Source organism: Pantoea sp. 9140 (assembly GCF_000745295.1).
Taxonomy (GTDB): domain Bacteria; phylum Pseudomonadota; class Gammaproteobacteria; order Enterobacterales; family Enterobacteriaceae; genus Pantoea; species Pantoea vagans.
Window position 1 is genome coordinate 1,132,435 of the sequence record NZ_JQNO01000001.1, and the last position, 21,120, is coordinate 1,153,554.

At 54.8% G+C, this 21,120-nt stretch carries 23 protein-coding genes and 2 tRNA genes; 10 read left to right on the forward strand and 15 right to left on the reverse strand.

What is annotated here, in order from left to right:
• Positions 1-46 precede the first annotated feature (46 nt).
• Positions 47-514 carry a macrodomain Ter protein MatP gene (gene matP, locus FA92_RS05265; RefSeq protein ID WP_143813132.1) on the forward strand — a complete coding sequence of 156 codons (468 nt, stop codon included), beginning with the start codon at positions 47-49 and terminating at the stop codon, positions 512-514.
• A gap of 92 nt (positions 515-606) precedes the next feature.
• On the opposite strand, the gene ompA is transcribed toward matP, so the two are convergent.
• Together ompA and sulA are read right to left on the reverse strand one after the other, a co-directional pair.
• Entirely contained in the window at positions 607-1,677 is a 1,071-nt protein-coding gene (gene ompA / locus FA92_RS05270) for a porin OmpA (protein WP_013357354.1), read from the reverse strand.
• Between the two features lie 350 nt (positions 1,678-2,027).
• Positions 2,028-2,519 carry an SOS-induced cell division inhibitor SulA gene (sulA, locus tag FA92_RS05275; protein ID WP_013357355.1) on the reverse strand — a complete coding sequence of 164 codons (492 nt, stop codon included), beginning with the start codon at positions 2,517-2,519 and terminating at the stop codon, positions 2,028-2,030.
• A gap of 210 nt (positions 2,520-2,729) precedes the next feature.
• Between sulA and FA92_RS05280 the strand changes: the two genes are divergently transcribed.
• Complete coding sequence (locus FA92_RS05280; RefSeq protein WP_033782543.1) at positions 2,730-3,359, forward strand: TfoX/Sxy family DNA transformation protein; 630 nt, start codon at positions 2,730-2,732, stop codon at positions 3,357-3,359.
• Here the strand turns inward: FA92_RS05280 and yccS are convergent.
• On the reverse strand, positions 3,356-5,515 hold the full coding sequence (yccS, locus tag FA92_RS05285) for a YccS family putative transporter (protein WP_033782544.1): 2,160 nt from the start codon (positions 5,513-5,515) through the stop codon (positions 3,356-3,358). The two genes, FA92_RS05280 and yccS, sit on opposite strands and share 4 nt — an antisense overlap.
• On the reverse strand, positions 5,499-5,939 hold the full coding sequence (locus FA92_RS05290; RefSeq protein ID WP_013357358.1) for a YccF domain-containing protein: 441 nt from the start codon (positions 5,937-5,939) through the stop codon (positions 5,499-5,501). Before FA92_RS05290 ends, yccS begins: the two co-directional genes overlap by 17 nt.
• A 123-nt stretch (positions 5,940-6,062) precedes the next feature.
• Between FA92_RS05290 and helD the strand changes: the two genes are divergently transcribed.
• Complete coding sequence (gene helD / locus FA92_RS05295) at positions 6,063-8,117, forward strand: DNA helicase IV (RefSeq protein ID WP_033782545.1); 2,055 nt, start codon at positions 6,063-6,065, stop codon at positions 8,115-8,117.
• 1 nt (position 8,118) lies between these two features.
• On the opposite strand, the gene mgsA is transcribed toward helD, so the two are convergent.
• Positions 8,119-8,577 carry a methylglyoxal synthase gene (gene mgsA / locus FA92_RS05300; protein ID WP_033782546.1) on the reverse strand — a complete coding sequence of 153 codons (459 nt, stop codon included), beginning with the start codon at positions 8,575-8,577 and terminating at the stop codon, positions 8,119-8,121.
• Between the two features lie 69 nt (positions 8,578-8,646).
• On the reverse strand, positions 8,647-9,288 hold the full coding sequence (locus tag FA92_RS05305) for a DUF2057 family protein (RefSeq protein WP_033782547.1): 642 nt from the start codon (positions 9,286-9,288) through the stop codon (positions 8,647-8,649).
• 176 nt (positions 9,289-9,464) lie between these two features.
• Between FA92_RS05305 and FA92_RS05310 the strand changes: the two genes are divergently transcribed.
• The gene (locus tag FA92_RS05310) at positions 9,465-9,878 is read left to right on the forward strand and encodes a CoA-binding protein (RefSeq protein WP_033782548.1); all 414 of its coding nucleotides are present in this window, start codon (positions 9,465-9,467) and stop codon (positions 9,876-9,878) included.
• Between the two features lie 34 nt (positions 9,879-9,912).
• Here FA92_RS05310 and hspQ read toward each other — a convergent pair whose 3' ends face one another.
• Positions 9,913-10,230 (reverse strand): heat shock protein HspQ, encoded by a 318-nt coding sequence (gene hspQ / locus FA92_RS05315; RefSeq protein WP_013357363.1) that lies wholly within the window; start codon positions 10,228-10,230, stop codon positions 9,913-9,915.
• Between the two features lie 58 nt (positions 10,231-10,288).
• Entirely contained in the window at positions 10,289-11,479 is a 1,191-nt protein-coding gene (gene rlmI, locus FA92_RS05320) for a 23S rRNA (cytosine(1962)-C(5))-methyltransferase RlmI (protein ID WP_033782549.1), read from the reverse strand.
• Positions 11,480-11,564: 85 nt separating this feature from the next.
• On the opposite strand from rlmI, the gene yccX reads away from it, so the two are divergent.
• On the forward strand, positions 11,565-11,843 hold the full coding sequence (gene yccX / locus FA92_RS05325) for an acylphosphatase (protein WP_013357365.1): 279 nt from the start codon (positions 11,565-11,567) through the stop codon (positions 11,841-11,843).
• On the opposite strand, the gene tusE is transcribed toward yccX, so the two are convergent.
• Positions 11,844-12,170 (reverse strand): sulfurtransferase TusE, encoded by a 327-nt coding sequence (tusE, locus tag FA92_RS05330; protein ID WP_033732189.1) that lies wholly within the window; start codon positions 12,168-12,170, stop codon positions 11,844-11,846.
• A gap of 105 nt (positions 12,171-12,275) precedes the next feature.
• The gene (yccA, locus tag FA92_RS05335; protein ID WP_003850014.1) at positions 12,276-12,929 is read right to left on the reverse strand and encodes an FtsH protease modulator YccA; all 654 of its coding nucleotides are present in this window, start codon (positions 12,927-12,929) and stop codon (positions 12,276-12,278) included.
• Positions 12,930-13,164: 235 nt separating this feature from the next.
• Between yccA and FA92_RS05340 the strand changes: the two genes are divergently transcribed.
• From FA92_RS05340 to agp, 3 genes are all read left to right on the forward strand, one after another.
• A tRNA-Ser gene (locus tag FA92_RS05340) sits at positions 13,165-13,252 on the forward strand.
• A gap of 67 nt (positions 13,253-13,319) precedes the next feature.
• Positions 13,320-13,407, forward strand: a tRNA-Ser gene (locus FA92_RS05345).
• A gap of 271 nt (positions 13,408-13,678) precedes the next feature.
• The gene (gene agp, locus FA92_RS05350; protein WP_187266173.1) at positions 13,679-15,397 is read left to right on the forward strand and encodes a bifunctional glucose-1-phosphatase/inositol phosphatase; all 1,719 of its coding nucleotides are present in this window, start codon (positions 13,679-13,681) and stop codon (positions 15,395-15,397) included.
• Positions 15,398-15,462: 65 nt separating this feature from the next.
• Here the strand turns inward: agp and FA92_RS05355 are convergent, their stop codons facing one another.
• Genes FA92_RS05355 through wrbA form a run of 3 tightly spaced genes read right to left on the reverse strand, consistent with a single transcriptional unit; the run spans position 15,463 to position 17,739 of the window.
• On the reverse strand, positions 15,463-16,836 hold the full coding sequence (locus FA92_RS05355) for an NAD-dependent succinate-semialdehyde dehydrogenase (protein ID WP_033782551.1): 1,374 nt from the start codon (positions 16,834-16,836) through the stop codon (positions 15,463-15,465).
• A gap of 52 nt (positions 16,837-16,888) precedes the next feature.
• Entirely contained in the window at positions 16,889-17,119 is a 231-nt protein-coding gene (locus tag FA92_RS05360; protein WP_003850006.1) for a YccJ family protein, read from the reverse strand.
• Positions 17,120-17,139: 20 nt separating this feature from the next.
• Entirely contained in the window at positions 17,140-17,739 is a 600-nt protein-coding gene (gene wrbA / locus FA92_RS05365; RefSeq protein WP_013357369.1) for an NAD(P)H:quinone oxidoreductase, read from the reverse strand.
• A gap of 301 nt (positions 17,740-18,040) precedes the next feature.
• Here wrbA and FA92_RS05370 point away from each other — a divergent pair, with 301 nt between their 5' ends.
• Entirely contained in the window at positions 18,041-18,214 is a 174-nt protein-coding gene (locus tag FA92_RS05370; RefSeq protein ID WP_013357370.1) for a general stress protein, read from the forward strand.
• 96 nt (positions 18,215-18,310) lie between these two features.
• Positions 18,311-19,225 carry a DMT family transporter gene (locus tag FA92_RS05375; protein WP_033782553.1) on the forward strand — a complete coding sequence of 305 codons (915 nt, stop codon included), beginning with the start codon at positions 18,311-18,313 and terminating at the stop codon, positions 19,223-19,225.
• On the opposite strand, the gene rutG is transcribed toward FA92_RS05375, so the two are convergent.
• Both rutG and rutF read right to left on the reverse strand, forming a co-directional pair.
• Positions 19,226-20,551, reverse strand: coding sequence for a pyrimidine utilization transport protein G (gene rutG, locus FA92_RS05380; protein ID WP_033782554.1), 1,326 nt, complete (start codon positions 20,549-20,551; stop codon positions 19,226-19,228).
• Between the two features lie 49 nt (positions 20,552-20,600).
• Positions 20,601-21,113, reverse strand: coding sequence for an NADH-dependent FMN reductase RutF (rutF, locus tag FA92_RS05385; protein WP_033782556.1), 513 nt, complete (start codon positions 21,111-21,113; stop codon positions 20,601-20,603).
• Between the last annotated feature and the right edge of the window lie 7 nt (positions 21,114-21,120).

Genomic DNA, 21,120 nt, shown 5'->3' on the forward strand with positions numbered 1-21,120 from the left:
AAAAGCTGTTATTCTTAGCCCGTTACGTGATCACGATGAGATTCCGATGAAATACCAGCAACTCGAAAATCTTGAATGTGGATGGAAGTGGAAATACCTGGTGAAAAAACATCGGGAAGGTGAACTGATCACGCGTCACCTTGAGTTAAGCGCGGCGCAGGCGGCAGTGGATAAACTGCTGGCGATGGAAAACAATCCGGTGACGGTGAATGAGTGGATTGCAGAGCATATTCATTCCGATCTTGATAACCGACTGAAGCAGACCATCCGTGCCCGGCGGAAACGCCATTTCAATGCTGAACATCAGCACACCCGAAAAAAATCGATAGACCTGGAGTATCTGGTCTGGCAGCGGCTTGCAGGCCTGGCTCAGCGGCGCGGCTGCACGCTTTCAGAAACGATTGTTCAGCTGATAGAAGATGCGGAACGCAAAGAGAAATATGCTACTCAGATGTCGAGTCTGAAGCAGGATTTGCAGGCGATTCTGGGTAAATCGGGTTCAGAGAGCGAGTAAGCGGGCAGGGGATTTCAGAGTGTGTGCGCTGACGGAACGATTACTGGCATAAAAAAACCCCGCCTTAGCGGGGTTTTTTATGACGTGTGAACTTAAGCCTGTGGCTGAGTTACAACGTCTTTGATGCCTTTAACATCGATTTCTACACGACGGTCCGGAGACAGGCAATCGATCAGGGCATTACGGCCTTTCACGCTATCACAGGTGTTGCCGGTAACTGGGTTAGATTTACCCATGCCACGTGCAGAGATCTTGTTAGAAGGGATACCTTTAGATACCAGGTAATCTACGACTGACTGAGCACGTTTCTCAGACAGTTTCTGGTTGTACTGCTCTGAACCGATACGATCGGTGAAGCCCAGTACGACAACGGAACCATCTTTAGGATCCATTGAGCTCAGCTGGCTGTACAGCTGATCCAGAGCCTGCTGGCCTTCTGGCTTCAGGGTAGATTTGTTGAAGGTGAACAGAACGTCAGACTTCAGAGTGAAACGCTTGGTTTCAACAACTGGAGCTGGTGCTGGAGCCGGAGCTGGAGCCGGAGCAGCGACGTCATCCTGACCGAAGCGGTATGAAACGCCTACGCTCAGCATGCCATTGTCTGGACGGGTACCAACGGTCTGTGCATCACCGATGTTGTTAACCCACTGGTAATCCAGACGGGTAGCCCAGTTTTTGGTCAGTGCATATTCAACACCAACTGCAGCCAGCGGAGATACGCCGGTGTCGTGGTCGCTGATGCGGCCAGTAGTTGGGTTAGTCTGCGTTGCATCTGCACGCCATACCATGCCGCCCAGACGAGTATACACGTCCAGATCGTCATAGATTGGGTAGCTCAGTTTAGCAGCCAGCTGAACGCCTTGTGCTTTGAATGCGCCGTTAGTCACAGTACCTTTGTTAGGCATGCGGCCCAGCCAGTCATAGCCCAGCTCGAAGCCCAGGTATGGGTTTGCCTGATAACCAACGAACGCACCTGCGCCCAGCTGGCTTTCATGAGTTGGACCGTTGTTGTTCTCGTAACCGTTACCGTAGTAACCAGTGTCGTGATACTGAGACCAGCCCAGTTTAGCACCGGTGTACCAGGTGTCATCTTTCGGAGCGGCCTGCGCTACGGTAGCGAAGCCAGCCAGTGCCACTGCAATTGCGATAGCTGTCTTTTTCATTTTGCGCCTCGTTATCATCCAAATAGGCAATGAGCAAAAAGGTTGCTCTTGGTTTAAATCCTTCGCCGGGTCAAAACGCTCGCTTATGACTCTACCGCAAAAAACGGAGGTTATTGAGCACCCTGGCGAGATAAAGTCTACAACGAGATTGGAAACTTACAAGTATGATGTGAGGCGCTTCTGTAAAAAAACAGCGATTTATACACAATTTCTAACAATTAGCCTGGTAGTATTGTCGCGGCAAAAAGCCTTAAAAACCTGCTAAACCATTGTCACAGCTCGAACTAACAGAATCAGTGGTTTAGCGACGACAGATAAGAAAAATAGCTTGGGAAACTTCTGATTTTTACTTAATGAAACAAATCCGACTGAATTTTTATCGCACTTTGCGGTCTGAGAGGCGCTTCCGATGTGCCGCTTGCCCGCAAAATCAAACCCAGCGCCTCACCCTCTGCCGCCGCATTTTCAAGTTGACGGCGCTCATCTTCATCAAGGTCATAAGGAATCCATGCCAGAACGACACTGTAATTTCCTGTGCGTAGTGCCTTGACCATCGCCTCCACCGCATTCAGACGTTCAGAATCGGCGATATGCATACTTTTATCCAGCGGTAATCCCGACTCCTGCATCCAGGTGCGATTCAGTTTATGTGCCGGTGTTAGCCACAACTGCCAGCGTGATTGCTGACTCAGCTGCTGTAATAATGGCAACAACAGCATCTGCATCATACCGGGCTGCTCACTGCAGCGTAACTCAGTAATTCCACCGCCCTGAGAGGCCGGAACGGAAGAGGACGCGTAATGATGAGCATAGCGTGCATTATCAGGATGTTGGGTTCGCATAAGTTAATCACCAGCAGTTGACTGTATGAATATACAGTACTGTAATCCTGGATAAAGATCAACCCAAATTTCTGAAAACGCCTCGCAAAAACGCGACAAGATTAGTTGAAGCACTATTTATTCATTGAACCAGCTGACACTTTTTTCTATCTTCTAATTGCCTGATACCCAAGGCAATTTAAGAAATATTTCTGACATGGAGGTGGTGCAATGAAAAAGGTGAACCCAGTCGTAGAGCGCTCCAGAACGCGTCTGGCCTCGTTGGGGCCGATAGAGTCCCGCACCCAGTTTGGGGGGTACGCTCTGGCTGTCGAAAGTGTGGTTTTTGCCTTAATTAATAAAGACGAACTCTATCTGCGGGCCAGTGAACCCCTGCGCGAGTACATTGCCGATCGCCCGCTGCAACCCTTAATTTTTCGCAAGCGGGGAAAACTGGTCAGCCTCAATTACTTTCGTGTTGATGAGGCATTATGGCGCGATTCTGACCATCTGCTGGCACTCTCTGCCGCCTCTTTAGAGACGGCGCAGCTGGAGCTGCAGGACAGGCAAGCCTCTCCAAGGCTGAAAGATTTGCCTAATCTCAGCGTGCGCTTGGAAATGATGCTCTTTGAAGCGGGCGTGATGAGCGTCAATCATCTCTATCAGATAGGGGCCAAACAGTGCTGGCTGAAGCTAAAAGCGATCAACCAGCATGTGGGGTTTCAGACATTACTGGCACTGCAGGGGGCTATTATGGGCCACCATGCGGCTGCGCTGCCGCAAGCAACCCGGGCGGAACTGAATGCATGGTTCCAGCGCACGCTTTTATCAAACCCGGACCTCAGAAGCAGTGACAGCTAGTCACTAATAAGCGTGCGGCGCAGGCGAGCCACATCGGGCATTAATGCCACCAGCAGACCGAGTTGCTGGAGCACCAGCGGCGCACGCGTATCTGCATCTGCAGCCAGCTGGCTGATTCGCTGAGCCAGTTGCTGGCGCATCGCTTCAACATGTTCATCGCTGACCACGTCCGTCTGGAGCACATCTTCGACATAGCAAACCGTATCATCCAGTAAGGTGAGCAGGTCCGGCGCAGTAATTTTATCGCGGTGAGCGCCCAGCGCGGAAATGTAGCTCAGAAATGAGTGATTGGAGCAGAGCAACTGAAAAGCTGACTCACGCAGCTTCTGGCTGGTGCGACTTTCACTGCTCATGTTTGAGACGACAGAGGCGAGTTCAGCATCCGCATTATGCGCATCACGGCGGGCGATACGATAGGCAAGCCGGTTATCTTTACCCTGGTGATATTGCTCCATGATTGCATCCAGATAGCGACAGTTCGCTTTCAGAGTTCGCTCTGCCACCGCTGGCAGTTGACGAAAGCGCCAGTCAGGCCAGATAAAGGCGACAGCCAGCCAGGCCAGACCACAACCGAGTAAGGTATCCACGACGCGGGGCAGGGCGACTTCAAACCCTTCACCCAACAGGTTAAAGCAAAGCAGCACCAGCAGAGTGATAAACAGCGTAGCCTGTGCATACTGCACCTGTCTGAAAGCGAAGAACAGCACGCCGCTAATCACAATCAGGATTAACTGCCCTTCAATGGAAGGTACCAGCCATAAAACGGGTAAACCAATCGCAATCCCCGCCAGCGTTCCGCCGATGCGCAAGGCAAGACGTCGCTGCGTTGCGTTATAGTTGGGCTGGCAGACAAACAGGCTGGTCAGCAAAATCCAGTATCCCCGCTCCAGTCCGGTTATCTGAATGAAGCCGTATCCAATACAGAGCACCACTGACATGCGAACCGCATGCCGGAACAGCGCCGACGCGGGAGAGAGATGACGGCTGAAGCGCAGCCGGATATCACTCCAGCCACTTAACCCTTCGCGCGACAGCAAATTGTCACTGTGCTGTGGATCTTCCCCGGCCAGCGTCTGCTCTGATGCAATGGAAGCAAGCTGTGCGTCAATGGCGCGCAGGTTACGCAACAGCCAGAACAGCGCGCGGGTATGCGGGGCCTCAGGCTCATGCTGCTCAAGCCGTTCAATCGCTTTCTGCAAACGTTCGAACGCGCGCTCAAAGCGGCTGTCATGTACCCATCTTTCACGCATCAGGATGCAATGAGCCAGCTGGCGACAGGCCTGTGCCTGCATATTCAGCAGGCGCTGAAAGCGAAACAGAATTTCGTTATAGCGCCAGTCGCCGCGCAGCAGGTGATATTGCAGATGAGAAGAGCTGGCGCGTTCATGAATATCCTGCGCTACAAAGTAGTAGTGCAGACTGCGACGGGTGCCGCGCGACCCGCGATCGCCGCGCAGGCGACTCTGCAATGTCGTTTTGGTCAGGTTGAGCTGCGCCACCAACTGGCTGTTCACCATCGCTGCATCGATAAACGCCGCATCATCCTGCTCGCCCGCATCGGGATCGAACAGATTCGCCTTGGCATCAAGGTAGCGCGCCAGTTGTGAAAAGCTTCCTGCCAGCTGTTCCTGGACCGGCCGGACCGGGAACATCAGATGACCCAGCAGGGTCAGCAGGTTATACCACAGTGCACCGACCAGCAGCAGCATCGGCTGCATGTACCACTGGCTGAACAGCCCAATGCCGAGCATGGTATAGACCGCAATCAGCAGCGCACCAAAAGCGATAGTGGCGTAGCGCTGCCCCAGGGCACCCAGCAAAATAAAGCCCCAGGTCGAAATCGCCAGACCGATAATAAAAGCGAACGGCCAGGGAAACAGTAGCTCTACGGAAACCGAGGCGAAGCAGAAGCAGAGCAGGGTAATCAGCAGATTCTTCAGACGACCGGCCAGGCGATCATCAAGATCGGCCAGCGCAGCCGCGACCACCCCCAGCGTTAAGGGAATCGTCCACTCAATCTGATGCAGCCACCAGGGGATGGCAGCGCAGCCACTCAGCGCAAACAGGATCCGCAGCAGATAGCGCCAGGTACTGTTAAACAGATATTTCCGCCAGCCTGGCACGGCATCTGACATCGTATTAATAGCGACGGGCATTGGCTTCGCGCGCAGCACGCGCCTCTTCCACTGACACCACCCGGCGTCCAACCGGCCAGAGCGCGATGGCGGCGATCTTAAAGTTTGCAATCCCCACCGGAATACCAATGATGCTGATGCACTGCACAATCCCGACGGAGATATGCGAAAGGCAGAGCCACCAGCCGAAGAAAATCAGCCAGAAGATATTCAGGAAGGTCCCGCCGGTATTCATTATGTGGCTCTTACTTTCAGGGCGCAGCACATCAACATGTACTGCCTCGTTGCCAAATGGCAGCAGTGAAAGTTTGGTAATTTCCCAGCATGAGCGCGTCAGCGGCAGGGTAAAAACCAGCACGATGCTGATTAGGGTGGCAAACAGCCAGCTCAGGGTGGTGAAAAAGCCGCCCAGGACAAAATTAAGAATATTTAAAACGGTGCGCATGATCTTCTTTTCCTTTTGCATTCCGCAAGATGTGACGCCAAGTTTAGCTTGTTTTAAGGCTGGAGCGCCAAGGGTCTGACAGGTAAACTCCCCCTAATCCTGTTATCTGACGTTGGTGTCGGCGTGGAACTGAAAGCAACCTCAATGGGCAAACGGCTTGCCCAGCATCCTTATAACCGTGTTCGTCTGCTGGCAGCGGGTGTCGAAGTCAGTGGCGATAAACATGAGTATCTGATCCCCTTTAACCAGTTACTGGATATTGCCTGCAAGCGCGGGCTGGTATGGGGCGAGCTGGAATTTTTGCTGGTCGATGAAAAAGTGGTCCGGCTGCACGGAACGGAATGGCAGGAGACGCAACGCTTTCACCACTATCTGCTGCAGGCCTGGCAGAACTGGAGTCTGGAGATGAGTGCGGTGTGCCGCGAGGTGCTCCAGTCACTGCGCGACGAAATCGGAACGTTTAGCGCGCAGGATCGCTGGCTGAATCGCCACGAGCTGCAGGCGCTGAAGACAAAGATTCTCAAACAGTTCGACGCGTTACCGATGCCGCTCACCCGCTTAAACGATTTTCCTGACTGCCGCGATAATCTGGCATTTTGCCAGCGCTGGCTGGATCAGGGTGAGTCGGCCCTGAGGCAGCGAAACCGCGACTGGACTGCCGCCATGCTGACCCGCTATCAGTCGTTCTTCGCCAGCGTCGAGAGCACACCACTCAATCAGTCGCAGTGTGAGGCGGTGGTTAATGGCGAGGATTCTCTGCTGGTGCTGGCCGGTGCGGGCAGCGGTAAAACCTCTGTGCTGGTGGCCCGTGCAGGCTGGTTAATGGAGCGCAGACTGGCCAGCGCCGATCAAATTCTGTTGCTGGCGTTTGGCCGCCAGGCGGCTGAAGAGATGAACGCACGTATTCAGTCCCGGCTCTCTGCGGGTGACATCCAGGCACGGACTTTCCATTCTCTGGCTCTGCATATTATTCGTGAAGGCAGCAATAAGCAGCCGGTTATCAGTAAGCTCGAGAGCGATGCGGATGCGCGTCGTACGCTGCTACTCAGGGAGTGGCGGCAGCAGTGCCATGAGAAAAAGGCGATGGCAAACGGCTGGCGTCAGTGGCTCCGTGACGAACTAGAGTGGGAGGTACCGGAAGGGCCATTCTGGGAGGACGAGAGGCTGGCAAACCGGCTGGCGTCACGTCTGGAGCGCTGGCTCGGTCTGATGCGCATGCATGGCGGCGCACAGGCGGCCATGATCGCAGATGTGCCGGTAGAGATTCGGGATCACTTCAGTAAACGCATCAAACTGATGGCACCCCTGCTGAAAGCGTGGAAAAGCGCGCTGAAAGAGGAGGGCGCGGTCGATTTTTCAGGACTGATTCACCAGGCCATTGCGATTCTGGAAAAAGGACGGTTTATCAGTCCGTGGAAACACATTCTGGTGGATGAATTCCAGGATATCTCGCCTCAACGTGCCGCATTGCTCAGCGCACTACGCCAGCAAAATAAGCGTACCGCGCTTTTCGCTGTCGGAGATGACTGGCAGGCTATTTATCGCTTCAGCGGCGCAGAGATGACGTTGACAACCGCATTTCATCACTACTTTGGTGAGGGCGATCGGTGCGTGCTGGACACCACCTATCGCTTTAACGATCGCATTGGTGACATTGCAAACCGGTTTATCCAGCAGAATCCGCAGCAGCTGGCAAAACCGCTGAACAGCGTCACCAAAGGCAATAAAAAGTCGATTTCGCTGCTGGCGGAGGATCAGCTGGAAGCCCTGCTGAACAAACTCAGCGGTTATGCGAAGCCTGAAGAGCGCATTCTGCTACTGGCGCGCTATCACTATCTGCGACCAGAACTGCTCGATAAAGCCAGAACCCGCTGGCCGAAACTTAATCTGGAATTTATGACAATCCATGCCAGCAAAGGTCAGCAGGCGGATTACGTTATTCTGCTGGGATTGCAACAGGGTAAAGAGGGCTTCCCGGCGGAAGTACGCGAGTCGATTATCGAACAGGGCCTGTTACCACAGCCCGAAGCATTTCCGGATGCGGAAGAGCGCCGTCTGGCCTATGTGGCGCTGACGCGCGCGCGTCAGCAGGTCTTTCTGATGTTTGATAAGGCCGCGCCGTCCTCGTTTGTCGATCACTTCCGCGAACTGGGCGTATCCGTACTGCGTAAAGCCTGAGTTATTTCAGACGATCGGCCAGATAGCGCTGATAGTCGGGGATCATAATCTCAACGTTTTGCGCAAACAGTGGCGACTGAATAATAAAATCCGCTGTGGAGCGGTTCGTGGCGACCGGGATATTCCAGACGGTCGCCAGACGCAGCAGAGCTTTCACATCCGGATCGTGCGGCACGGCGTTGAGCGGATCCCAGAAAAAAATCAGCACATCAATTTTTCCTTCCGAGATCAGCGCGCCGACCTGCTGATCGCCACCCATCGGGCCGCTCAGCATGGCTGTCACATTCAGACCGGTATGACGATTGATCAGATTTCCGGTGGTGCCGGTCGCATAGAGGATGTGTGGTTCAAGTGCGGGCTGGTTTTGTTTAACCCAGTCAAGCAGGGCAGTTTTGCAGTGGTCATGGGCGACCAGCGCAATATGTTTTGTGGTGCCAAGGGTACGAAAAGTCTGTTCCATAAAAGCATCCTGATAAGGCTCATGCGCAAGGAGAGAAAGCACGAGTTTACCTCTGGCACTTTAATGCTATCAACTCGTACGCAGCATTTTGACCAGTGTCAGAAATTGCTGACGCGTAGCTTCATCGAAGCGGTGAAACCAGCGATGCAGTGAAGGCAGTTCGGCCTGCGTTGTCCAGTCCAGATCGGCGGTAAGGCGGGAAGAAGAGGGCGTAGCAGAAGCGGAATTGGCAAACCGGGGTACAGAGGCAATCTGATGGGTGCGGTTGTAATTCAGCATCGCTTTTTCCATATCCGCTGTCGCGGTGGCCGGCAGGTGGTCACGCACGCTGGTGATCTCATTGCCTTTCTCATCCACCAGCTGAAAATTCAGACTGCGGTCAAAATGATAACGCTCACGTTTTGTCTCCAGCGCCGGCAACCGGATGGTGATGGTTTTGGCCACGGCAGTAAAGGTGACGATCATCGGCGCAGACTGATAAGCGATCACACTCTCTTTCTGCCCTTTGCGCTGCTGCTCTACCCGAAACAGAAACTGATGCTGACCGCGATCCAGCTCTAAGCTATCTGCTCCTTTGAGGAGCGAGCCTGAAATTTTTCGACCATCCAGCACCAGCAGATCGATTTGGGGATCGAGCTTTAATGTGATGGCAGAACAGGACGCCGAAACAAGGAGTGTAAGTAACCCCGTTACGGCCAGCGACAGCTTCATTTCAACTCCGGTAAGTGGTGACGCAAAGGATGACGTGTAGCAAATTCTTACATTATGGCAGTTAATTTACATTTAAACATATTTATTCGTGCGCGGGTTCAATTAATTTCGTCAGGGACTTAACTGTTGAAGCATGCGCCAGACTACACTCAACACTGACCTGAAAGGAGATAAAGATGAACGACCAGACAATTCGCGATGTGCTGACGCGTACACAACGTATCGCCTTAGTGGGGGCTAGCGATCGTCCCGACCGTCCCAGTTATGGTGTGATGAAATATCTGCTCGATCAGGGCTATGAGGTGATCCCGGTCAGCCCGAAACTGGCCGGTCAAACCCTGCTGGGGCAGCAGGCTTACGCCAGCCTGGTGGAAGTACCGGGCGAGATTGATATGGTAGATGTCTTTCGCAATTCAGAAGCCGCGTGGGGCGTAGCGCAGGAAGCCATTGCCGCAGGGGCAAAAACATTGTGGCTGCAGCTGGGTGTGATTAATGAGCAGGCGGCGGTACTGGCACAGGATGCAGGCATGACGGTGATTATGGATCGCTGTCCGAAGATTGAGATTCTGCGTCTGGGGATAACGCGTTAAAAATTAGCGTGGCGGCAGAGCGTGCCGCCACAGTTTAATGCCGCAGATGAGGTGCCTGTAATTGCTGACGTACTGACGCTGCCAGCTCATCCATTGACGGCTGCTCTGGATGTTCAATGCTGGTTTCACCGGAAAGCTGAATTTCGGCAACATAGGTGTGCACCTGATCGCCTTCCTCATCTTCCATCACCACATGATACCAGGGCGCGGTGCGCATCTTCTCTTCCGCGCCAACCTCTTCAATTTTAGGCTCATCTAACGAGTATTCAGGATCGACATCCACAATAACGCCCAGAACGCCGGACAAACGATGACGAACCTGCTGACCAATACCAAATTTACTGGCAATCATAGTGACCTCCGAAAAAAAGCTCTCTTTTCAATATGGGGGCAGGAGCTGATTTTTCAAGTCACATCACGCGGCAGGCGAAACCTTTCAGATAGAGACCTTCCGGATAGCTGGCGATGACCGGATGATCCGCTGCCTGCCGGAACTGCTCAATAAACTGCACTTCGCGGCCCGCATCCAGCGCCGCATCGGCGATGATCTTCTGGAACAGATCGGTGGCCATCAGACCGGAACAGGAGAAAGTCAGCAGCACGCCACCTGGGTTCAGTAGCTGAATGGCAAGCATATTAATGTCTTTATAGCCGCGGCAGGCACCCATTAACTGGCTTTTGTTTTCGACAAACTTTGGCGGATCCATAATGATCAGATCAAATTTCTCACCGCTGTCACGATAACGACGCAGCAGTTTGAACACATCATCACGCTCAAAGCGGGCGCGGGAGAGATCCAGCTCATTCAGTTCCACGTTCTGACGGGCAACGTCCAGCGCTTCCTGTGAGGTATCCACGCTGATCACTTCTTTACAGCCGCCCATTAGTGCAGAAACCGCGAAACCGCCCGTATAAGAGAAGCAGTTAAGCACGCGGGCATCCTGCGCGTAACGACGCGTGGCAAGACGACTGTCACGCTGATCGAGGTAATAGCCGGTTTTGTGGCCGCCCTGGATATCAACCAGCAGCTTCATGCCATGCTCGGTAATCGGCAGCAGTGGCGGGGGCAGTTCACCGGTGACGGTGCCCTGCGTCAGCTCCAGCCCCTCTTTCTTACGCACAGCGACGTCAGACCGGTCATAGATGGCACAGTCAGGGAAGCACTGTTGCAGGGCAGTGATGATCGCCGCGCGCTGATATTCCGCGCCTGCCGAAAGCAGCTGAAGCACTAAAAAGTTGCCAAAGCGATCGATGGTGACGCCCGGTAAACCATCTGATTCACCGGCGATCAGGCGATAGCTATCCAGACCATCGCGGGCCGCCAGCCATTTGCGCCACTGTTGCGCCTGTTCAAAACGGCGCACAAAGAAGGCGATATCGATGGATTCATCGGCCTGCCAGCTCCAGACGCGGGCGCGGATCTGCGACTCGGGCGAATAAGCGGCACGCGCCAGCCATTTACCGTTGCTGTCACACACGTCAATGGTTTCACCCAGTAGCGCTTTACCTTCCAGACGTGCAACGGCACCTGAAAAGACCCATGGATGGCGACGGAGCAGGGACTTTTCACGTCCCTTTGCGAGAATCAATCTGACTGTCATAGTTTGCTATGCTTACCTGAAAAAATGAGGCGCCATTGTCCGGTGGATAACGGGAAATTGCAACGAACAGCAGCAGGAGAGAATAATGTCAGCAGCCTGTTTTAAAGCATGGGTTCATGGCCGCGTCCAGGGCGTCGGGTTTCGTTACAGTACGCAGGCCGAAGCCAGAACCCTGGGCGTACTGGGCTACGCGCGAAATCTGGATGACGGCAGCGTTGAGGTGCTGGCCTGGGGCGAGGCGGAGCAGGTTGAAGCGCTGATTGCCTGGCTTAAAGCGGGCGGACCACACAGCGCACGCGTTGATAAGGTGCTGGTGGAGCCACACCAGCCCGCAGAACCGCCCCGCGATTTTAAAACCGGTTAACTACAGGCATTTCGCCGGTTTAGGCAGACCGGCGATTTTCGTCGCCTGTTTAGCGGGGCCTTCCGGGAAGAGGCGAAACAGGTAGCGGCTGTTGCCTTTCTCTTCCCCATACTTCTGCGCCATTGCCTTTACCAGCATCCGCACGGCAGGTGAGGTGTTAAATTCCAGATAAAAGGCGCGCACGAAATGGACCACTTCCCAGTGTGCTTCAGTCATGGTAAGCCCTTCCTGTTCCGCGATGTGCGCCGCCAGCGCCTCACTCCAGTCGTCGATACTCTTCAGATAGCCTTCGGCATCGACGGCGATTTCGTTACCGTTAAAATTCACGTGACGTCCTCTCTATAAATGACGGCGCAGTTTAGCAAACCTGGCGGACAGTAAAAGCAAAAACCCCGCCGAAGCGGGGTTTTACAGGCTGACTGTCACTGCTGGTTAGTTGCTGCGGGCAAAACCCAGCAGGCTCAGCAGGCTGACGAAGATGTTATAGAGCGAAACATAGAGGCTGACCGTCGCCCGAATGTAGTTGGTTTCGCCACCATGAATGATGTTGCTGGTTTCCCACAAAATGGCACCTGCGGAGAACAGGATGAACAGGGCGCTGATAGCCAGATGCAGCGCAGGCAGCTGCAGGAAGATATTCGCGACCACCGCCACCAGCAGCACCACAAAGCCAGCCATCATCATGCCGCCCAGGAAGGACATGTCACGACGGGTCGTCAGCACGTAGGCAGAACAGCAGAAGAACACCAGCGCCGTACCGCCCAACGCCAGCGCTATCACGTCGCCCATGCCTGCGGTCAGGAATGAACTCAGGATAGGACCCAGGCAATATCCCAGGAAGCCGGTAAACGCAAACGCGGCCAGAATACCCATCGGGCTGTTCGCCAGACGGTAGGTTAAAAACATCAAGCCATAAAAGCCGACCAGCATCAGAATCAGACCCGGCGCAGGCAGGGCCAGCAGGGTGCTGGCTGTCGCCGTTACCGCGGAAAAGGCCAGGGTCAGTCCCAGCAAAAAATAGGTATTACGCAGAACTCTGTGCGTTGACAGCAGTGACGACTGCGATGAGGTGACAATTCTTTCCATGTTGCGCTCCTTTAAGCAGAACACTAATCAGCAGAACACTAAATATGTGCCGAGAATACGCAGGCCATTAGAGAGGGAAAAGGCGTTTTACCCTTCTTTACGCGCTATTCTGCTAATTGTTTGAGCAGAGTGGCGATTTTCACAGCGAAAAATCACAATCTGGCTGTTTTTCAGGCGAATAGACAGATAGACGCTTTACATCGCTAAACGGGATGTTTATAGTGCGCGTCATTGCGGAGGGGTGGCCGAGCGGCTTAAGGCAGCGGTCTTGAAAACCGCCGATGGGAAACCATCCGAGAGTTCGAATCTCTCCTCCTCCGCCACTTTATCTGCCACGGGCAATAAAGCGGTAAAATCAGTAAGTTTACCGAAGCAGTACCGTTTCAAAACGGAGGGGTGGCCGAGCGGCTTAAGGCAGCGGTCTTGAAAACCGCCGATGGGAAACCATCCGAGAGTTCGAATCTCTCCTCCTCCGCCACATTTTACAGGCCAGCACATCGTGCTGGCCTGTTTCGTTTCTGCCATTCCGGTTTTTTCCTCCAGTCAGAAAAAAGCACGCCTCTTCCGATGACGCGCGGCTGCGCATTCATCTGCCCGATGCATCTCTGCTATAGTCCACTCACTGTTTTTGCAAACATCTGGCGCTTTTCTGAGGCGAGCTGAGTTACACTGTTAAATACATCGCTCTGAGGCGAGCTAATCGGTTGATAGCCAGAGTGTTTCTTTACTGAATGAATGGAATAGGCACAATGATCAAGAAACTGAGTCTTTGCGCATTGTCAGTGCTCGCTGCATTGCCGGTCGGAACGGTAGCATTTGCTGCTGATGGCGATATGCAGCTGCAACAGGTGCTGATGTTAAGCCGTCACAATCTGCGTGCGCCGCTGGCCGATAATGGCAGCGTGCTGGAGCAGTCGACCAAAAAGAGCTGGCCGCAGTGGGATGTTCCCGGCGGACAGCTGACCACCAAAGGTGGCGTGCTGGAAGTCTACATGGGTAACTACACCCGTCAGTGGCTGGCACAGCAGGGCCTGGTGAAGAACGGCAGCTGCCCTGACAGCAATAACGTCTTTGTTTACGCGAACAGCCTGCAGCGCACTGTCGCTACCGCGCAGTTCTTCGTGAATGGTGCCTTCCCTGGCTGTGACGTTGCCGTCACGCATCAGGATGAAATGGGCGCCATGGATCCCGTATTCAATCCCGTCATCACCGATGACAGTGAAGCCTTCAATAAAAAAGCGCTGGCCGCCATGGCCGCCGCCAATGAGAAACTGTCACTGAAGCCCGCCTTCCAGCGGCTGGAAAAGATTGTCGACTACAAAGCTTCGCCTGCCTGTAACAATAAAAAGCAGTGCGACCTCAGCAGTGGTCAGAACACCTTCAGCGCTGAAAACGGTAAAGAGCCAACGGTCAGTGGCCCGCTGAAAGTGGGTAATTCGCTGATGGATGCCTTTACGCTGCAATATTACGAAGGTTTCCCGCTGGACCAGGTTGCCTGGGGCCAGATCAAAACGCCTGAACAGTGGAAAGAGCTGTCAGCGATTAAAAATGGTTATCAGGACACGCTGTTTACCAGTCCGGACGTTTCCCGTGAAGTGGCAGCACCGCTGGTGGATTACATCCGCAGTCAGTTAGTGGATCAGGACAAAGCCAACGCGCCGAAAATTACGCTGATGGTCGGCCATGACTCGAACATCGCCTCGCTGCTGAGTGCGTTACAGGTCAAGCCTTATGAGCTGCCTGACACCTATGAAAAAACGCCAATTGGCGGTCAGGTTGTTTTCGAACGCTGGCATGATGCGAAAAACGATAAAGACCTGCTCAAGGTGGAGTATGTTTATCAGACCGCCGATCAGCTGCGCAATGCGGATGTACTGAGCCTGAAGAACCCACCGAAGCGCGTGACGCTGCAGCTGGCGGGTTGTGAGGCCGATGCGAATGGCTATTGCAGCTGGGATCAGTTCTCTCAGGTGCTGAATGCGGCACTGCAGGGTACACCGATGCAGCCTGCTGCGGCACCACAACCGGCAGCTCAGGCTGACGATGACAGTGCGAAAGCCGCCGCGACGCAGGATGCTGCAGCCGATAAAGCTGAAGCGGACAAAGCGACCGCAGCCAAAGAGAAATCTGACGCAGATAAAGCTGCCGCTGAGAAGTCAGAGGCGGACAAAGCCGCGGCTGAAAAAGCGAAAGCGGACAAAGCCGCAGCCGATAAAGCTGCTGCAGAAAAAGCAAAAGCAGAAAAGGCAAAAGCGGATAAGGCTGCAGCTGATAAAGCCGCGGCTGAAAAGGCAAAAGCTGACAAAGCAGCAGCAGAAGAAAAAGCCGCCGCTGAGAAAGCAAAAGCCGACAATGCAGCAGAATCAGCCAGTGACAATAAAGCCACGACTGACAAAGCTGACGCCGCGAACGCGCCTGCAACGGCACACAATGACAATTCAACGTCAGCAGCTGTGGCCACACAGTAATTACGCTTTCCGGCCGATAATAAAAAACCCCGTCGCGACGGGGTTTTTTTATGGCTGCAGGACGATTAACCCGCCACGACCACCAGCTTCTGGTTAGCAAACTCTTTGATGCCAAGATCAGAAAGCTCACGGCCATAGCCTGAACGTTTCACACCACCAAATGGCAGCTCAGCAGAGGTATCGCTCTGGGAGTTGATAAACACCATGCCGGTTTCAATGGCAGACGCCAGTTTACGACCGCGTGCAATATCACGAGTCCAGACCGATCCACCCAGACCATAGTGCGAGTCGTTCGCCAGCGCCACAGCCGCCTGATCATCACCCACGACATAAACCTGCGCCACCGGGCCGAAGAACTCCTGATAATAGGCAGGATTATCCGGGGTAATGCCGGTCAGAATGGTGGGCTGATAGAAGCAACCTTCACCGTCAACGGCTTTACCGCCTGTCACCAGTTTTGCGCCATTAGCCACCGCTTCGTCTACCTGTTTCAACAGACGGTCGCGTGCGTCAGCGGAAGAGAGCGGGCCAAGCGTGGTTTTCTCATCCAGCGGATCGCCCAGCGTGGCAGCACTCAGCGCGGCACTGAACTGGCTGATAAAGCGATCGGCAATCTTCTCATGCAGAATAAAACGTTTTGCGGCGGTACAGACCTGGCCGCAGTTGCTGAGACGCGCCTGCACGCCCTGGCGGACGGCTTCGTCAAGATCGGCATCGTCCAGCACCACAAACACGTCATTGCCGCCCAGTTCCAGCGTCGATTTCTTCAGATGCTTACCGGCCTGCTCAGCCACAGCGCTGCCTGCGCGCTCGGAACCGGTCAGAGCAACACCCTGAACCCGGTCGTCAGCAATCAGATCGGCGACCTGATCGGTTGAGATGAACAGGTTAGTCCAGGCACCTTCAGGTGCACCCGCTTCACGCACCAGCTTTTCAAAGACATCGGCACAGTGCGGCACGATATTGGCATGTTTCGCCAGCACCGGGTTACCCAGCGCCAGGTTAGGGGCCAGCACGCGCATCAGCTGATAGTAAGGGAAGTTCCACGGCTCGACGGCGACTAACACGCCAATCGGATGATACTCAACCCAGGCTTCGCCCAGCTCGCTGGGATAGGACTGCGGCTGAAGAATACGTTCTGCATTCTCTGCGTAGTAGCGGGCAATCTGTGAACAGATTTTCACTTCGCTACGGCTCTGACCAATCAGTTTCCCCATCTCTTTACTGGCGATGGTGGCCAGTTCTTCCGCGCGGCTATCAATCAGGTCAGCCAGTTTTTTCAGTACCTGCAGACGGGGCTGGATCTCACCTTTGCTCCATGATGAGTGAAACAGGCGATCGGCAACGTCCAGGGCTTGGCTGACAGCGGCCTCATCATGCGACGGCCAGCTTTTCAGCAACTGGTTATTGGCGGGATTAATGCTTTGATAGGAAGACATAGCGTACTCCTTGGTGAGCTAAAAATGAGGGCGGGAAGGTCCCGCCCCTGAATCAGACGTTCTTACGTTCTACGGGCTTGTCATCCCAGGTCAGGAGATCTTTATCGGTTTTTTCAAAGGCACGAATCAGCACGTCATCGCTGCCTTGCTGACGCCAGATCTCTTCTGCCAGTCTCTCATCGTAATTCGCCACTTCGAAAATGGCCTCGGCAATTTCAGGGGAGGTATGACGCAGACTGGCCCATTCGCCAACGTGGTGTGCTTTCGATTGTTCAGTAGACATACTTTTCTCCTTTGTTTAAATCAGTCCTGCAGTTTCACTGTCAGTCCGGCAACATGTTCACCCTGGAAACGGGCAATATTCAGTTCCGCTTCTGTCGGCTGACGCGAACCATCGCCGCCCGCCAGCGTGGTCGCACCATAAGGCGTGCCACCGCGAACCTGAGAAATATCGAACAACTCTTTGGTGCCGTAGCCGATAGGCACAATTACCATGCCGTGATGCGCCAGCGTGGTCCAGACTGAGGTAATGGTCTGTTCCTGACCGCCGCCGGTGCCGGTTGAGGTAAAGACGCTGGCAACCTTGCCAAACAACGCGCCTGACGCCCAGAGACCGCCGGTGCGGTCCCAGAATGTCCGCATCTGTCCGGACATGTTGCCAAAGCGGGTCGGGGTGCCGACGATAATCGCGTCATAATGCGGCAGTACCTCAGGCGTCGCTTCTGCTGCCTGCTGATTGGTTTTGCCGCCCACCTGTGCAAAGCGATCGGCCTCCATCGTTTCTGGTACCCGCAGGATATCCACTTCCGCGCCGGGAACCCGACGAGCGCCTTCTGCAACTGCGTTCGCCATCGTTTCAATATGTCCGTACATCGAGTAATAGAGCACCAGAATCTTGGCCATAAATCTCTCCAGGTGGTTTTGACGTCCAGAAAAAGTATAGAAGAGCTTTCGTTTTACGCAGGCGATACGGAAACGGAGGCGAACGAGTCGGGCAATAAATCCGCAGCTAGTCGGTTGTAAGTCGGCAGAATGTTCGTTGTTTAATCAAATTGCTGGTGATTACTCTGTTGCTAAATGTGACTGTCGGGCGAGTAAAAGAAGAATCTGGCTATTATTTAAGCATGAGTTGAATTCTGGCTTCATGCCGTCAGCTCTCTGCTATTTCATTCTTATTTATCGCACTACGCGACAGGAGCAAATCATGACAACACATCGTGGAGGTTCAGGAAATTTTGCTGAGAACCGTGAACGTGCCGCAGAAGCGGGACGTAAAGGGGGAAAAAACAGCGGCGGTAATTTCAAAAACGATCCGCAGCGCGCCGCGCGCGCCGGTGAGAAGGGCGGGCGCAGCAGTCCTAAAAAAGCGGACGCATAATCCCACTCTGCCGCCGGTTAAGGCCGGCGGTTAACGTCGTTGCTTTTCCCCCTCGCTCTCCCCACAATATCGTCCGGACACATCATCAGGTGAATTATGTCGGACACATCCCGCGGTTTAACCCTGCGCCTGACGCGGCAGGAGCTGGTATTACTTTTTATCACCATGATCTGGGGCGGCACCTTCCTGGTGGTGCATCGTGCGATGCAGCATTCCGGCCCGTTCTTTTTTGTCGGACTGCGTTTCGCCACCGCCGCGCTGCTGCTGGCACTGCTTTTCCGCCGTTATCTGGCCGGCATGACCTGGCTGGAAATAAAAGCGGGCACGCTGATCGGCCTGTCGATTGCCGGGGGTTATGGTCTTCAGACCTGGGGCATGCAGACTATCTCCAGCAGCCAGTCTGCGTTTCTTACTGCGCTTTATGTTCCGGTGGTGCCGCTGCTGCAGTGGCTGTTTTTACGCCGTCCGCCGGGATTGATGTCGTGGCTGGGGATTGTGCTGGCATTTACCGGCTTGTTGCTGGTGGCCGGACCGCAGGATGGCCGCATCAACCTGAATGCAGGTGAAATAGCCACGCTGCTCAGCACCCTGGCGATTGCCGCCGAGATCATCTTAATCAGCCGCTATGCCGGTCAGGTTGATGTACGCCGCGTGACGCTAATCCAGCTGGCGGTGGCGTCGCTGTGTGCCTTTGTGCTGATGATCCCCAATGGGGAAACGGTGCCTGTAATCTCAACGCCGCTGCTGCTCAGTGCGCTGGGGCTGGGCGCGGCCAGCGCACTGATTCAGGTCACCATGAACTGGGCGCAACGCAGCGTTTCGCCAACCCGCGCCACGGTAATCTATGCCGGAGAACCTGTCTGGGCGGGCGTCGTGGGGCGTATTGCCGGTGAGCGCCTGCCTGCGCTGGGGTTGCTGGGTGGGGCGCTGATCGTCTGCGGCGTGATCGTCAGTGAGCTGCGACTGAAACGGAAAAAAGCGGTGCAGCCAGCTGCCACACCGCTGGAGTAATTAACCCTGCTGTCGCGCCAGCGGTTTGTCCTGCTGCGCGCTGCGACGGCGCAGAATGGCATTGAGGATAATCGCGCCAAAGGTGGCAGTACCGATCCCGCCCAGCGTGAAAGAGCCGATCTTCAGCGCGAAATCCCCTGCGCCGAGCACCAGCGTGGTGGCGACCATAATCAGATTACTGTTCTGACCTAAATCGACATGGTTCTGCACCCAGATGCGTGCGCCCGCCACCGCAATCAGCCCGAAGACCACAATGGATGCGCCGCCAATCACCGGAGCCGGAATGGTGTGGATCAGCGCACCAAACTTCGGTGAGAAACCGGCGAGGATGGCAATGATGGCTGCAGCGACAAACGCCAGCGTGGAGTAGACCTTAGTCACGGCCATCACCCCAATATTCTCGGCATAGGTGGTTACGCCACTGCCGCCCATCGAGCCGGAAAGCATCGTGGCCAGTCCATCGCCCACAAAGGCACGTCCCATGTAAGGATCGAGGTTACGGCCGGTCATGCCCGCCACGGCTTTCAGGTGTCCCAGATTTTCCGCCACCAGAATGATCGCCACCGGGGCGATCAGTACCATTGCCTGCAGATCAAAGGTCGGTGCGGTGGTGTGCGGCAGGCCAAACCAGGCTGCCTGTGACAGCAGGGTAAAATCGACCGGCTTGCCCAGTCCCAGAACATTGGTCAGCAGCGCATAGATCGCCCAGGCCAGAATCAGGCCGACCAGAATCAGCAGGCGCTGTACCATCCCGCGGGTAAACACGGCAACCAGACCGATACAGAGCACGGTCATCACCGCAACCCAGCTGTCGAAGGAAGAGGCGGAGACGCTATGAACCGCAATCGGTGCCAGATTCAGCCCGATCGCCATCACCACCGCACCGGTCACTACCGGCGGCATCAAATTTTCAATCCAGCGCGTGCCTGACTTCATGACCACCAGCCCAATCAGCGTGTAGAGCAGGCCGCAGGCGATCACGCCGCCCAGCGCCACGCTGAGGTTGGGATTCAGTCCCTGACCACTGAAGCCGGTCACCGCAATCACTACGCCAACAAAGGCGGCGCTCGACCCGAGATAGCTGGGCACGCGACCACCGGTGATAAAGAAGAACAGCAGGGTGCCAATACCCGAGACCAGAATCGTCAGATTGGGATCCAGCCCCATCAGCAGCGGCATCAGCACCGTTGCGCCAAACATCGCCACCGCATGCTGCAAACCCAGCACCAGCGTCTGCCCCAGCGGCAGTGTTTCATCCGGGGCGATAATGCCGTTTTCTGTCAGTGCCGACTTCTTTTGCCATTGCGGAAACCAGGATCGTGCCATCGTCTACTCCAGAGCGTGATGAATGCCGGTAAGTTTCAGGGAAGAGTGATCAGGCATCCTGCCGCAACAGGGGATGGTAGCCCCGGTCAAACCACATAAGGCCATGGGTATCATCATTTCGCACTATGCCCACGACTTCGCAGAACAGGGTGTCATGCGTACCGACGCTGACAGTCTGCGTAATGCGGCAGTCAAAGGAGGCAACCGCGCCGCTCAGTACCGGCGAGCCGGTGACGGCCGTCGACCACTCAGCGGCACTAAACCGCTCGGCCATCGTCGTTTTCCCGCCGAACAGAGTAGAGAGCGCTTCGTGTCCCGCCGCCAGCGTATTGACGCAAAGCTGCATGTTGTCGCGAAACACCGGATAAACTGAGGCAGAACGGTTAAGGCAGACCAGCAGCGTCGGCGGCGAATCGGTGACGCTGCACACCGCCGAGGCGGTAAAGCCTGCACGTCCGGCCGGACCTTCTGTGGTGATGATGTTGACCGCCGCACCCAGCCGCGACATCGCATGACGAAATTCAGTTTTCTCAACGGCTGGGGTAAGGGTTTCCAGGCTCATAGTGTTC